11 protein-coding genes are annotated in these 12847 nt (G+C 41.3%); 3 read left to right on the forward strand and 8 right to left on the reverse strand.

The window, feature by feature from the left end:
• Positions 1-152 precede the first annotated feature (152 nt).
• From A4S05_RS14045 to A4S05_RS14055, 3 genes are all read right to left on the reverse strand, one after another.
• Complete coding sequence (locus A4S05_RS14045) at positions 153-1700, reverse strand: beta-barrel domain-containing protein (protein WP_069070473.1); 1548 nt, start codon at positions 1698-1700, stop codon at positions 153-155.
• Positions 1701-1970: 270 nt separating this feature from the next.
• A complete protein-coding gene (locus A4S05_RS14050) occupies positions 1971-5093 on the reverse strand; it encodes a peptidase domain-containing ABC transporter (RefSeq protein ID WP_069070452.1) in 3123 nt (1040 codons plus the stop codon).
• A 78-nt stretch (positions 5094-5171) separates the two neighbouring features.
• A complete protein-coding gene (locus tag A4S05_RS14055) occupies positions 5172-5771 on the reverse strand; it encodes a helix-turn-helix domain-containing protein (RefSeq protein WP_069070474.1) in 600 nt (199 codons plus the stop codon).
• 1798 nt (positions 5772-7569) lie between these two features.
• On the opposite strand from A4S05_RS14055, the gene A4S05_RS14060 reads away from it, so the two are divergent.
• Both A4S05_RS14060 and A4S05_RS14065 read left to right on the forward strand, forming a co-directional pair.
• A complete protein-coding gene (locus A4S05_RS14060) occupies positions 7570-8217 on the forward strand; it encodes a Uma2 family endonuclease (RefSeq protein ID WP_069070453.1) in 648 nt (215 codons plus the stop codon).
• Between the two features lie 100 nt (positions 8218-8317).
• Positions 8318-9520, forward strand: coding sequence for an alpha/beta hydrolase (locus tag A4S05_RS14065; protein WP_069070454.1), 1203 nt, complete (start codon positions 8318-8320; stop codon positions 9518-9520).
• A gap of 59 nt (positions 9521-9579) precedes the next feature.
• On the opposite strand, the gene A4S05_RS14070 is transcribed toward A4S05_RS14065, so the two are convergent.
• Entirely contained in the window at positions 9580-10185 is a 606-nt protein-coding gene (locus tag A4S05_RS14070) for a hypothetical protein (RefSeq protein ID WP_069070455.1), read from the reverse strand.
• A 137-nt stretch (positions 10186-10322) separates the two neighbouring features.
• Between A4S05_RS14070 and A4S05_RS14075 the strand changes: the two genes are divergently transcribed.
• Positions 10323-10754, forward strand: a complete 432-nt coding sequence (locus A4S05_RS14075; protein WP_069070456.1) for a hypothetical protein — start codon at positions 10323-10325, stop codon at positions 10752-10754.
• Positions 10755-11004: 250 nt separating this feature from the next.
• Here A4S05_RS14075 and A4S05_RS14080 read toward each other — a convergent pair whose 3' ends face one another.
• The 4 genes from A4S05_RS14080 to A4S05_RS41600 form a co-directional block, all read right to left on the reverse strand.
• Complete coding sequence (locus tag A4S05_RS14080) at positions 11005-11283, reverse strand: YggT family protein (protein ID WP_069070457.1); 279 nt, start codon at positions 11281-11283, stop codon at positions 11005-11007.
• Positions 11284-11410: 127 nt separating this feature from the next.
• Positions 11411-11764 carry a ssl2009 family thylakoid membrane protein gene (locus A4S05_RS14085; RefSeq protein WP_069070458.1) on the reverse strand — a complete coding sequence of 118 codons (354 nt, stop codon included), beginning with the start codon at positions 11762-11764 and terminating at the stop codon, positions 11411-11413.
• Positions 11765-11840: 76 nt separating this feature from the next.
• Complete coding sequence (gene upp / locus A4S05_RS14090) at positions 11841-12491, reverse strand: uracil phosphoribosyltransferase (protein WP_069070459.1); 651 nt, start codon at positions 12489-12491, stop codon at positions 11841-11843.
• A gap of 89 nt (positions 12492-12580) precedes the next feature.
• Positions 12581-12733, reverse strand: coding sequence for a hypothetical protein (locus A4S05_RS41600; RefSeq protein WP_176727007.1), 153 nt, complete (start codon positions 12731-12733; stop codon positions 12581-12583).
• Positions 12734-12847 lie beyond the last annotated feature (114 nt).

Consider the following 12847-nt stretch of genomic DNA (forward strand, 5'->3'; position numbering starts at 1 on the left):
TTCCGCCTTGCGGTACTAGTCATCTTCAGATGACTTTCGCTATTAGCAAGGAACTTAAGTTCCTTGCGGGACATAGTTTTTGCGTTAAGTTGACACCAATGCTTCGTGCCTCAACCCAACCTACAAAAGTCGATGTTATTTAATTCTCATTCCTAAAGCTCTAAACCACCTTCTTGCAACTTCTTAAACGGATCTAAGATAAAGTCCATCACCCGGCGTTGACGAATAATCACCTCTGCGGTTGCTGTTTGACCTGCTGTTAGGGGAATATGTCTGTTGGCATTTTGGATATAGGGTTGATCTAGGGAGATTTCCAACTCATAAGTTTCGATGTTTCCTTGATTAGTCGTCTGAACTTTCGAGTTAGGTGAAATCCAGCTAACGCGCCCTTGCACTACCCCGTAATCTTGGAAGGGATAAGCATCAAATTTGATTTTAACTGGCATTCCCACTTTCAAAAAACCGCTCTGTTGGCTGGGCATCTGCGCTTTTAAAATCAAGGGAGTATTGTTGGGTGCAATTTGGGCAATCATCTGTCCCGGTTCGACTACTGAGCCTGGTTTTTGGATAGGTAACTCAAAAATTACCCCATCAATAGGCGATCGCACTATTCGTTGTTGCATTTGTAGTTGCAAGGATGTCACCTGGCTTCCAGTTTGAGCAATTTCTGATTGCAGGTTAGTAATTTGTGTTTGTAAGTCTTTAAGCTGTTCCTGATTTCTCAGCACCGCCAGTCTACCTGCTTGCACTACACTGCGATAGCCACTTTGCTGCTCTTGCAAGCGAAGTTTGAAAAGCTGAATATCTGATTGAGCTTGACTCATCAACGACTGATAGCGGTTCACTTCTTCTTTTAAGCGCAACTGGGCTTGTGTGATATCAGATTTTGTTTGTTCTTGCAAGCGCTGGCTCTCTTCCGCTGTTTTTTCCAGTTCTACAAGTTTGGTTTGGGGAATTGCACCCACCCGCAAAAGTTTGCGATAACGCGCAATTTCTGCAAAATCTCGCCTTAAACGACTCTTCGCTAACTTCTGAGCAATCTGGGTAGAACTGATGTTCTGGCTAGCCTGTTCTACTAGAGCCAGTTTTTCCAGTCGTTGTAAGTTGTAAGTACTCTGTTTAGCATCGAGGTTTTGCTGCGCCTGACTAATTTGGGCAATTTTTTCCAATTCTTGGGATTTATTTTGTTGCTCTTGGGTATTAATTGTCAAAAGAATTTGGTTTTTGAGAAGATCGAGTTGCGATCGCCGATTTAATAAACCTTCTAATCTTGTTTGCACCTGCTGCAATTCTGTTTGCAGCACATCAGACTCCAATTCAACCAAAACCTCTCCTGCTTTTACGGTTGCGCCTTCTTTGACATTGACAGCAGTAACGCTACCAATCACTGGACTATCCAATTGTTGGGTTGCTCCTTCCGGTTCCATTCGCCCTCTAGCACTTCCTGTTTCATCAACTTTAGAAAGCATTGCCCAAGGTAAGATGATTGCAGCAAAGCCCACCAGTAAATACAACATGGAGCGCGTCCAGATTTTTGGTAAGGCGTCTAGCAGTTCCTCGGTGCCGTAAAACCAATCGTTCTCTTCAGATGTTTTCTGCGTCTGAGGATCAATAATGGCACTTGCGTCTTCAGCCAGGTGAAATTCAATCGGCTTTTCTATGGCAAAGGCAGATGATGAATTATTAGATGGGTTTGGCATAAGAATTGGGGATTGGGAATTGGGCATGGGGCATTGGGCATGGGGAATTGGGCATGGGGCATTGGGCATGGGGCATTGGGAATTGGGCATTGGCTGGGTATGATTGGGCATTGGGATTGAGGTTCTGAACTCCGTGAATGAGTCTTTTAGCTCCGTTAATGAGTCTTTAAGAGAGATGAACAAGTCTTTATTCGTCCTTGTCTCTTAATTCCCATGCCCCATGTCCCATGCCCCATGCCCAATGCCCAATTCCCAATTCCCAATTCCCATTCAACCTGTTTGCGCTAGTTGTTGCTGATTGAGATAGAAATAATGACCTTTTTTGGTGATTAATTGATCGTGAGTACCGCTTTCGACTAAAATTCCCCGATCTAAAACCAAAATCAAATCAGCATTACGCACAGTAGAGAGACGATGAGCAATGATTAAACTTGTGCGTCCTTGGAGAATTTTTTTGAGGTTATTCTGAATAATCCGCTCAGATTCAGCGTCTAAGTGACTGGTTGCCTCATCCAATACTAAGAAGCTGGGGTTTCCTAACAAAGCACGAGCGATCGCTAGGCGTTGGCGTTGTCCACCGGATAACATACCTCCACCTTCACCAATTTGGGTTTCGTAGCCCATTGGCATTTGCTTAATAAACTCATCTGCTCCTGCTAGACGCGCCGCTTCGATAACTTCTTCTTGGGAAGCTTCTGGATGAGCAATGCTAATGTTGTCGCGGATTGTACCGCCAAACAAAAATGTATCTTGGTCTACAACGCCAATTTGAGAACGGAGCGATCGCAGGGCAATATTAGTCACATCTTGACCATCAATCAATACCTTGCCATCCGTCGGCAGATATAGTCCCAAAATCAATTTGGAAAGGGTAGTTTTGCCAGAACCACTACGCCCCACAACTGCTATAGTTTGCTCAGGTTTGATTTCAAAACTGAGATTTTCTAACACATTAATATCGCTTTCTGGGTGATAGCGAAAAGTCACATTCTCAAATAAAATATGACCACGTAGAATACTTAAGAATTGGCGGGGCTGATGTTGTAAATCTTCTTCTGGCTCTGCTTCTAAAACATCATTAATTCGCTCCGTAGAAATAATCACTTCTTGTAATTGATTCCACAGAACAATCAGCCGTTGGAAAGGTCGAATAACGTTACCCAACAACATATTGAAGGCTACTAATTGTCCAATTGTCAATTGGTTTTGAATTACCTGCCATGCACCAAACCAAAGTAATCCCGTGGTTACTAGCGATTCGATACTGGAACTGAGAATTTGGAGTTGGTTACTAATTATCTGTCCACTAAATGTCTTTTTAATGACATTATTCAGCAGTTCTTCCCAATGCCAGCGTACTGTTTGCTCAATTGCCATAGAGCGAACTGAGCGAATACCTGTGAGGGATTGAATCAGATAACTGTTCTCTTTAGCTGAAGCATTAAAAACTTCGCGGCTAATGCGGCGCAAGAAAGGTGTAGCTATGAACGCTAGTAATACAAAAGGCGGCACGATCGCTAAACTGAATAATGCCATTTGCCAGCTATACCAAAACATCAATGCTACATAGACAAACACCGTCATTAAATCCAAACCAATTGATAGTGCTTCTCCAGTTAGAAAGCGCTGAATTTTTTGATTTTCTTGGACGCGAGATACAATATCGCCAACGTACCGCGACTCAAAAAATGCTAAGGGCAAACGAAAGGTATGTTTAATAAAACCTACCATCAGTGTTAATCCCAAGCGATTTGCTGTGTGATCCAGGAGATATTGCCGCAGTCCACTGAGAGCAACGCGAAAAAAACCAAAAATCAGCAACCCTAAACCAATGGCGTTTAAAGTCAGGGTACTACCTTGGACAATTACTCTATCTAAGAGCAACTGAGTAAACAGGGGTGTAATTAATCCAAATAACTGAATTAATATCGAAGCGATTAACACTTCTAGCAGCACTTGCGAGTGAGGTTTAACTAAATCAAAAAACTGCCAAAATGGTGTAATCGCTTCCTCGGTTTCTCTGAGTAGGTCTGTAGGTTGTAATAACAGTGCATAACCAGTCCAACCAACTTTAAATTCGCTGGGGGTAAGGGTGCGTTGACCGATGGCGGGGTCGCCAACAATCACACGTTTTTTATTGACTTCATAGACAACAATGTAGTGCTTACCCTCCCAGTGAGCGATCGCAGGTAAAGGTTGTTGGGCTAATTTATCAAAGCTGGCTTTCACTGGACGGGTAGCAAAACCGATATTTTCGGCGGCGGCTGTTAAACCCCGCATTGATGCCCCACTACGGCTGATGTTGGTTAAATCCCGTATGCGGTTGACATTAAAGCGCTTACCCCAATAGCGACTAATCATCACCAAACAAGCTGCACCACAGTCAGAGGCGCTTTGTTGTTCAAAGAACGGATACCGTTTAGTTAAGCGTCCTAACCAATGCCCAGCCCTGACTGTTGGGCTGGGAAAGTACGCCCGTTGTCTCCTTTGTTTTGGCTCAACACTGGAGATTGGGTACTGGGGATTGGGTACTGGGGATTGGGTATTGTCAAAAGCCTTTCCTAATCCCCTGTCCCCTGTCCCCTGTTCCCTGTCCCCTGTCCCCTGTTCCCTGTCCCCTGTCCCCTGTCCCCTGTCCCCTGTCCCCAATCTCTCTTGGAAATCTATTAACTCTGCCAATTGGGGCCAATGCTGTAATGCTGTTTGCCAATCAGCATTGCTTAAACTGTAAGCGATCGCTGGTTGTGCTACCTCCCAACTTCCTTGTTTGGGACTCACATAGATGTTTCCAGGTGTCAATCTTCGCCCGTTAGAATCCAGCAGTTCTCCGCGATATAGTAACCAAAGCTTCATATCTCTAGTGAGATTGGCACTCAGGGAACCACTTTCCAGATTGTGCCGCTCAAATAGAGATAAAGCTTTAAACATCTCCTCCACAGAGCCATTGCGCCCAATTAGGGAGTTCTGGCAACATAACAACAGCAAATCCCAAACCTCTGCACGTCTTAAAAGGCGATCGCTGATGCTGCTATGTGTGCGAATAATCTCCTGTAAAATCTCTTGGTTGATATAGCAAAGCTGTAAGTTTACCGAAGCCCTAGCAACATAAGGACTGAATTCCTCTCTTGGAAATAAAGTCAATTCGCCAAATGATGCTCCAGATAACAGAGTAGTAATTAAGTTATTAGAGCTATCCAACAGTCTGACTTTACCAGTCAGGACAATATAAATTCCAGGCTGGGCTGTAGTTGCGTGCCAAAACTGCTTTGCTACTGATGGTTCGACAATTTCCAGCCCTCTGAGACACCTGTCAAGTTCCCCGTCTGACAGCGACTCACCCAAGGTTTGGGTGAGTTGTTCAGCTAAATATTGCTGCGAAAACGCTGATGGCATTTTCTGACCTCCAAAACAGTATTTGGGCATGGAGCATTGGGCATTGGTCAAATGACAAATGACAAATGACAAATAAATTTAGTTATTGGTCTGAATCAGATTAAATGACCAATGCAAACTCGGTTCGGAGTTAGATTGCAAGTCACCAATCGTAATGCCAGCATCCTTATTTAGGTCAGTTTCTTGTAAACAGGGATTTTTACGCTTAGTGGAAAGTCCCATTTTTTTTAGCAAGCGGTTAACATGGCGATCGGTAATTGCAATCCCAAATTCATTTGCTAAATGCTTGCTTAACCATTGGGCTGTCCAGTAAGTAAATGCATAACCATATTCACGCGGACTATTACTCACCAATTCTTTCAAACGTTCAATGTATTGATCGTTAACAGTCTTAGGTCTACCGATTGGGCGCTCATTCCATTTGTGCGCTAGACCTGCCTCTGCCACACCAATCCAGTAACGTGCCATTTCCTGAGAACAACTTAATATTTCACAGATTTGACTTTGAGATTTACCCATATCCGCCAGCAGCATAATTTCAATCCGCCGCCGATATTCTGGCTGTAAATTCGCTTGCAAATTTTTCAACAGTGCCTTCCGTTGAAAAGGCGTTAAAAATTTGCTCTCGTGCATGTCATAGCATTCAAAAGCTCTGTCTTGACTGGAGTATTCTGACATAATTTTTATCAGTTGCCGCCAACTGTGAAATGTGGGCAAATATGTCTTTTGCAATTGTTTTTTCAATCCTGGTTCACCAGGATATGCAACTGCAAAACTAATTAGTCCTAGAAGGTTGATTAAATATTGACGTGGTGTGCAAATAACGCTAGGTATTATTCCCCTAATATTCTGATATTTTAGGGATTCACTTCATTCGGTCAGATTTTAATAAATCAAAATTCGACCTTAATGGTCTTCACTTGGAATAAAAATACTTAAAACTAGTAAACTAATCACTTGATAACCGCTAAAAGTTGACAGACTGTCCTGAAGCCCGGTGAAATAATGGTTTTGGTTAAGACCATTGCCCCTGATTGATGGTAATAGGCAAACACTTTCGAGGCTTCGAGTAGCCCTTATATGGATGATTTTAGTGAATTATACAATACGGGTTTATAGATTAACCTCCTAATATTTAGGTAGGTTAAGTTTTGATTACCAACAAGAGCTTGAATCTTTTTCAATGACTTGGAAACTAAAAACAGTAAAGGTCAGGTATGAGTAAATATTTAGTCCTTAGACTATCTTACAAACTAGCTAGTTTGTCATCAGTATGTAGTAATAAATTTGAACCTATCTGAAAGAAAAGTTCAATCGAGAAGCGACAGTTACTTAATCTTTTCCTTAGTCCACTTTTCTTTATTTAAGAACAATCCTACCTTTAGTCAATAGTTTTTACAATAAACAAAAAAATATAATCAAAACTTGACAATATCTTTATCAAAATCTTACAATTTTCTTACTGAAAAAAGCAAAAGGTTAGTTATTAAATTTTCTTTTGAAATAATCATTGGTAATTTAAATTTTCTTATCGCAATAAATAATTTTAGGATACATTACTTGTCGTTTACTAAAAAAATAGTATTTTTCTTAATTTATCCCACATCTACATCTGTCCCTAGTAATAAAACCACATCCATTACTATCTGCCAAATTTCCTATATCGATATCTATCTATAGTATGAAAATAATTTAGGTTGGCGTCAAAGATTGCCAATAGTTATTGAGTTTAGAGTCTAAAAGTTTAACTATAGTTAAATATGATTTAAGACAAGTGCCCAGCTTACGTATAGTTCAAAAATGAAATATAGGACTAGTATTTTATTTTTGAACTATACGTAGGGTGTGTTAGCACGGAACGCATCCTACAAGACCACTGAGTTTTAAAAAAATTATGATTACTATAGAATATTTATATGTGTAGACGCGTTTGCAAATAATTAGCTCTAACTTGAGTTGATCATTCATTGTTTTTTGTAAGAAGTATATTTAAACACTTAATTCTCAGTATATTTTAGGTTTAATACCTTCCTTTTTAAGAATTATTAGGGAGGAGAAAGTCTTAATTGAACCTTATTGCGCTATCTACAAGGTATCCTTTTCTAAATTTCCAGTTAATCGGCATTGAGCCATAAGTGCTTGAGTAACAACTCAAATCAAATAATTTCCTGCATTATCGGGAAATGACTGAGGACAAATTGTAGTAACAAATAGAAACTAAATCAGGAACCAAAACCTCTGGGAACTCCAGAGGTTTTTTCTTCACTCTAGACAATGAGGGAGTGGGGAATGGGGAATGGGAATGTAAAAGCGATCGCCCCCGTGTACACTTCTATGAGGGGGTTGTTTGAGTAGGCGACATCCGACGACAAGCTGCGGCGTATCCAAGCATAGCGATGAAGTAGCAAAAATTGTCGCCCCGTCAGTTCAACTGGAGTAAGCTAAATTTAGATTTGAGCTATTAGGAGTGGAGATGATGTTGTTGGAATTAAAGCGCATCTACATTCCACCAGGACAAAGAGTGCTACTGCGAGATGTAACCTGGCAGGAATTGGAAGCAATTCTAGAGGATTTAGGGGAACACCGGGCAGCACGAATTGCTTATGACAGGGGAATATTGGAGATTATGGCACCACTGCCAGAACATGAATTTGACAAAGAAATTATTGGTGATTTAGTCAAAGCGCTTCTGGAAGAATTAGATATCGAGTTTAGATGCCTTGGTTCTAGCACTTTCAAAAACCAAGCGATGGCTCAAGGTATAGAACCTGACCAGTGTTTCTATATAAAAAATGAATCCAAGATTCGCGGCAAGAAGCAGCTAGATTTAGCAGTAGATACTCCTCCAGATTTAGCTCTAGAAATTGATATTACTTCTCGTACTCATCCTAATATTTATGAAGCGCTAAAAGTACCCGAACTTTGGCGTTTTGAGCGAGGAAAGCTCCAAATTAATGTTCTACAAAATGGGCATTATGTAGAATCTCAGCAAAGCTTAAATTTTCCTCTATTCCCACTAATTGCAGCGATTCCCCAATATCTAGAGCAAAGTACAACAGCAGGCAGAAATGCAACGCTCAAAGCTTTTCGTCTTTGGGTACAAAAGCAAATACAACAGCAATGAGTTATGCTTTCATCGCCATTTAGAATATAGAACTATTGCCAACCTTAGCATTAGCGGATAAATTGTACTTCTTCGGAGTCTTTATTCCCGCACTTTATCTATGTTTGCTAAACCCAAAATAATTTTATCATGGCTTATCTTATTTCTAAGTTTTACAAGTCTATTTCTTAGCTCTTGGATTATTCTTGCTGCCCCAAATATGTTTTTACTCAGGCTAGCAGTGGGAGCGCCAGAAGTCAGTCCTTGGTTATTATTATTAAATTTGCTCTTTTTATTGCTTTCTTTATTCTACATCCGTCGCCGTAAAATACAGCGTTTAGTTTGCATTTTCAGTTTAATCGGATTGGTAATTTGTGGATCGGTGCTAGTGAATATCCCACTAACTCAAATGCAGATGGCTAAAGCGATGAAACAAGGGTTGGGAGCAAATTATCTAGAGCAAATTCCAGTCCAAGTAATGGCTAAGATGCAAATCCATCCCTTTGACTTAGTTAATTTCTTCCGGGGTATTCCATTAGGTAAAACGCGTCATCAAAAAGATATTCTCTTTGCTTCGCCTGCGGGAGTGCCTTTAAAAATGGAAGTTTACCAACCCTCAGAGGTAGGGAAATATCCAGCAGTGGTCGTAATTTATGGTGGAGCTTGGCAATATGGCAATCCTGGCGCTAATTCTGAGTTTAATCAGTATATTGCTAATCATGGATATACAGTATTTGCGATCGCTTATCGACACGCACCTCAATATCGGTTTCCATCTCAGTTAGATGATGTGCGTACAGCCTTGAATTTTATTCGCCAACATGCAGCCGAATATGAAGCCGATCCTGAACGGATGGTACTTCTAGGGCGTTCTGCGGGAGCGCATTTAGCAATGCTAGCGGCTTATCAACCAGATGCACCACCCATCCGTGCTGTGGTGAACTATTACGGGCCTGTTAACTTACCTGGAGGATACAAAACACCGCCAAATCCCGATCCTATTAACACCCGTGCTGTTTTAAAAGCATTTATCGGTGGTTCTTTAGAAGAATTACCCAATCAGTATCAAATTGCTTCACCGATAAATTACCTGACGCATCCTTTACCGCCAACTTTATTAATTTACGGTAGTCGCGACCATTTGGTAGAAGCACGATTTGGCAGAAAGATGTATCAACGTTTACATGATTCTGGTAATACTGCGGTTTTTCTAGAAATTCCTTGGGCAGAACACGCTTTTGATGCTGTTTTCAACGGTGTGAGCAATCAATTAGCGTTGTATCATACCGAAAGGTTTTTGGCTTGGGCGTTGTTCAAACAATAATTTCATTGAGGTTAGAGAGACGCGATAAATCGCCGTCTCTACAAGGAATTTATAGACTACTATTTTTGAGGCCAGCGCCAGTTATAACGATTCCATTCGTAGATGCCTTGAATTTCATACTCAGCGCCGTTAAAGAAGCGGACGACGCAATTAGTAGAGGAGTCATCGCTAATTTCTTCGACCTGAATCACCATACAGGGAAACCATTCGCGCTGACAAGGGCCATCTTCTTGCACCCATTCCCATAGTGCATTGGAAACTTCAATGCGATCGCCTACTTTTAACTTGAGTGCATCCTCAAAATAATAATACTTCTCAAAATGACATGACTCAACACGATTCAACCACTGTAAACCATAGCGTTGGCGAATGAATTGTACTGTTCCAGAGTCATTTTCTAGCAACCAGTCGTTGAGTAATTGCACTTTCCAAGTGCGGTTACGTTGTTCTTCATTCTTAACAAACTGTAAAAATGCTTCTAACTCCTCTGGGGTAAGTTCGTCTAAGGGATTAGCAATATTTGACGTCCCAGAGGTAGAATTTCCCTGAATTTGCTCGACCACTTGCAGTAATATCTGTTTCTGCGCGTCAGTGAGAGGACAGCTTGCGACATCACAACGATTAAAAGCTGCGAGCATAGCTGCTTCAATCTCATCTGGAGTCATAATTTAATAGCAATTGAGGGTTTATTTCCCTAATTATTACAAAGGTTAAATTAAAGTCTCCAATTACCCTGTACTTAAATTCAGGTAAGCTGAGGTTATAAGTTAAATAATTATTAGATTAAGTCACGGGGTCTTTTATGCGGTTGCGCTCACTCACAGTCGTTTTTATTTCCTGTATGATCACCTTTCTATCGTGGGTGATTATTCCCCCAGCTATAGCCCTGACACAGATTAAACTATTTGACGTATCTTATAAAGATTGCCCACCAGAACTAGCAGAAGGGGCTGTTATCAGTAGTGGTAGTGCAGCAGCCAATTGTTTTATTGTCATTGGCAAAGCAGAAAATGGCACTAATAAAACAGTCTACGACGCAGATATTTTTGGACGCATCTATGATGCTAATAATGACTCGGTGATGCAAAACCGGACTCGCTTAGGTTCTATTACTGAGGTGCCACCAGGCATCAGCGATTTTGAATTAAGAATTTCTGTACCTGCTAATCAGCCAACTCCCTTGAAGCTAAAGCAGTTCAAGGCTGCTGGGTTTAGCGGCCAAGTGCGTAGATAATAATATAATACTCAATACTTGTAGGGAAAAGGGAAAGAAAAAACCTTTAACTCAAACTCAGTAACCTTTTTCCCAAAAACAAATTCCAATTTAAAATCCAAAACCTGAGCAGTATTTATATAATACTCAGTCGTACAGAATTAATACTGAATTCTGAATTCTGACTCCTGAGTTCTGAATTCTTCTTATAAAAATTGTAGAGACGCCAATTGTGAAAGCGTCTCTACAAAAGTTTTGATTGGGGTACTAATCAAAATCCCTGGACGAATGGCAGACGAGTTAGGGTTCTGAGAAACTCTCCAGCTAAGTTGAGTGCTAAGAAAGCTAAAATCGGAGAAAAATCCATACCGCCCAATGGGGGAATAATTGAGCGGAATAAATTTAGATAAGGGTCGGTTATCTGGGCTAAAGCGGCAAATGGCTGGTTATACCAGTTGATTGTCGGGAACCAGGTCAACAAAACCCGGATAATTAGCAAATAGCTATAAAAGGTAACAAAGGTTACTAGTGTCGTAATCAGTAAACTCATGGATAGCTGTGTTTCCTACTAAGTGTCAAACGCGGTCTTATCTTTTAATTTTAATTTAGTCCATGTCATGCTGTTTGCGGATTTCACGTTTACCACACTTGACACTTTCACCACGCCTGAACAAACTTCAGGAGTCTTTAGTGAGGGAACGGTCACTGGTTGCTTGGGATGCACCGCCATTCACATTTCCTAGTTGCTTCCGCACTTCATCAATTGTGGCATTTAGCTGGGCAATTTTATCTTCTAGCGATCGCCTGGCCGTTTCTATGCCGATGCTCTCGCTTTCTGAGGCTTTCATCTGACGCCGCTTTGCTGCTATTCTCTTAGCTTCGGCTTGGCTATCTGTCAGTTCTATTTCCTCCTCACCTAGCAATTCTGGCTCGCGTCGAGAAGCAATCAATGCTCCGATAACACCGCCAAATACGCCACCGACAAATGCCCCTGCTATAAAACCACTACCAAAACCATCTCGCTGACTCATAATCTTTACCGCCTTCAACAAACCTTGCAACTTTTATAGTAGTTATGCTACTTTCCTGCCCTAGCTGCATACTAGCTTAAGTCCCAAAAATGCGATCGCCTGCATCTCCCAATCCCGGTACAATATACCCCTGGTTATTCAGTTTTTCGTCAATAGTGGCGGTGTAAATTATTAAACCTGGATAAGCTTCACTCAATTTTTGCAAAGCTGGTGGAGCCGCTACTACACAAACAATCCGAGTCAGGCTTGGATCTACACCCCTTTGTGTTAATTCTGCCATTGTCGTCATCATCGACCCTCCTGTTGCCAACATTGGATCGGTAATTAACACTCGTGTTTGGGGGTCAAACTTTTCTGGTAACTTGTTCAGATAACAATGAGATTGCAGTGTCTCTTCATCTCGCACTAAGCCAAAGTGATAAATCGATGCCAAAGGTAATAAAGTCTGCGCTCCCTCAAGTAATCCTAGTCCAGCCCGCAGAATCGGTACTACTGCCATAGGCACTTGCGGATCAATCACCGTTGCTGGACAAATATCTAAAGGAGTCTGTACCGTTGTTTCTTGGGTCGGAAACCAGTCTCGTGCAGCTTCATAAGTTAGCCATCTTCCCAACTCAGTCATGGCACTGCGAAATAATACTGAAGGTGTGCCTGCATCACGGGCAACTGCTAGCCAGTGTTTGATCAGGGGATGGGGTGGAACATAAACGCGCAATTGTAGCGTCATAGCCAGAAACAAGCGCCTTTTTATTGTATAAGAACTGAAACACCATAATACTCTTTCCTGCATTAGGCTGACAGCTAAAAATTAACACTCTAAATTTTATTGATAAACTTTTTCATTAGCAGTTGACATAAATTCTCAATCAAGGCTATATTGTTATACAGTGTTCTCCTCTCTTTTAAGGATCGGCAGACGGGATTAGCCAGCAGCAGCAGGCTCGTCCCTCTTTTTTTTTGATTAGTCATTGGTCATTGGTCATTGGTCATTAGTAAATATTGATTGACTCTGGACAAATAACAAAGGACAAATAACATAGACGCTTCTGCGGCTTCCCGTAGGGTAGGACAAATGACAAAGGA

This window comes from Nostoc sp. KVJ20 (genome assembly GCF_001712795.1).
Taxonomy (GTDB): Bacteria; Cyanobacteriota; Cyanobacteriia; order Cyanobacteriales; family Nostocaceae; genus Nostoc.

What these genes read in the sequence shown, in the direction of transcription:
- A4S05_RS14070 (WP_069070455.1), bottom strand. Translation starts at nt 10,185, where the DNA reads ATGACTCCAGATGAGATTGAAGCAGCTATGCTCGCAGCTTTTAATCGT.
- A4S05_RS14055 (WP_069070474.1), bottom strand. Translation starts at nt 5,771, where the DNA reads ATGTCAGAATACTCCAGTCAAGACAGAGCTTTTGAATGCTATGACATG.
- A4S05_RS41600 (WP_176727007.1), bottom strand. Translation starts at nt 12,733, where the DNA reads ATGACTAATCAAAAAAAAAGAGGGACGAGCCTGCTGCTGCTGGCTAAT.
- A4S05_RS14065 (WP_069070454.1), top strand. Translation starts at nt 8,318, where the DNA reads ATGTTTGCTAAACCCAAAATAATTTTATCATGGCTTATCTTATTTCTA.
- upp (WP_069070459.1), bottom strand. Translation starts at nt 12,491, where the DNA reads ATGACGCTACAATTGCGCGTTTATGTTCCACCCCATCCCCTGATCAAA.
- A4S05_RS14080 (WP_069070457.1), bottom strand. Translation starts at nt 11,283, where the DNA reads ATGAGTTTACTGATTACGACACTAGTAACCTTTGTTACCTTTTATAGC.
- A4S05_RS14075 (WP_069070456.1), top strand. Translation starts at nt 10,323, where the DNA reads ATGCGGTTGCGCTCACTCACAGTCGTTTTTATTTCCTGTATGATCACC.
- A4S05_RS14050 (WP_069070452.1), bottom strand. Translation starts at nt 5,093, where the DNA reads ATGCCATCAGCGTTTTCGCAGCAATATTTAGCTGAACAACTCACCCAA.
- A4S05_RS14060 (WP_069070453.1), top strand. Translation starts at nt 7,570, where the DNA reads ATGTTGTTGGAATTAAAGCGCATCTACATTCCACCAGGACAAAGAGTG.
- A4S05_RS14045 (WP_069070473.1), bottom strand. Translation starts at nt 1,700, where the DNA reads ATGCCAAACCCATCTAATAATTCATCATCTGCCTTTGCCATAGAAAAG.
- A4S05_RS14085 (WP_069070458.1), bottom strand. Translation starts at nt 11,764, where the DNA reads ATGAGTCAGCGAGATGGTTTTGGTAGTGGTTTTATAGCAGGGGCATTT.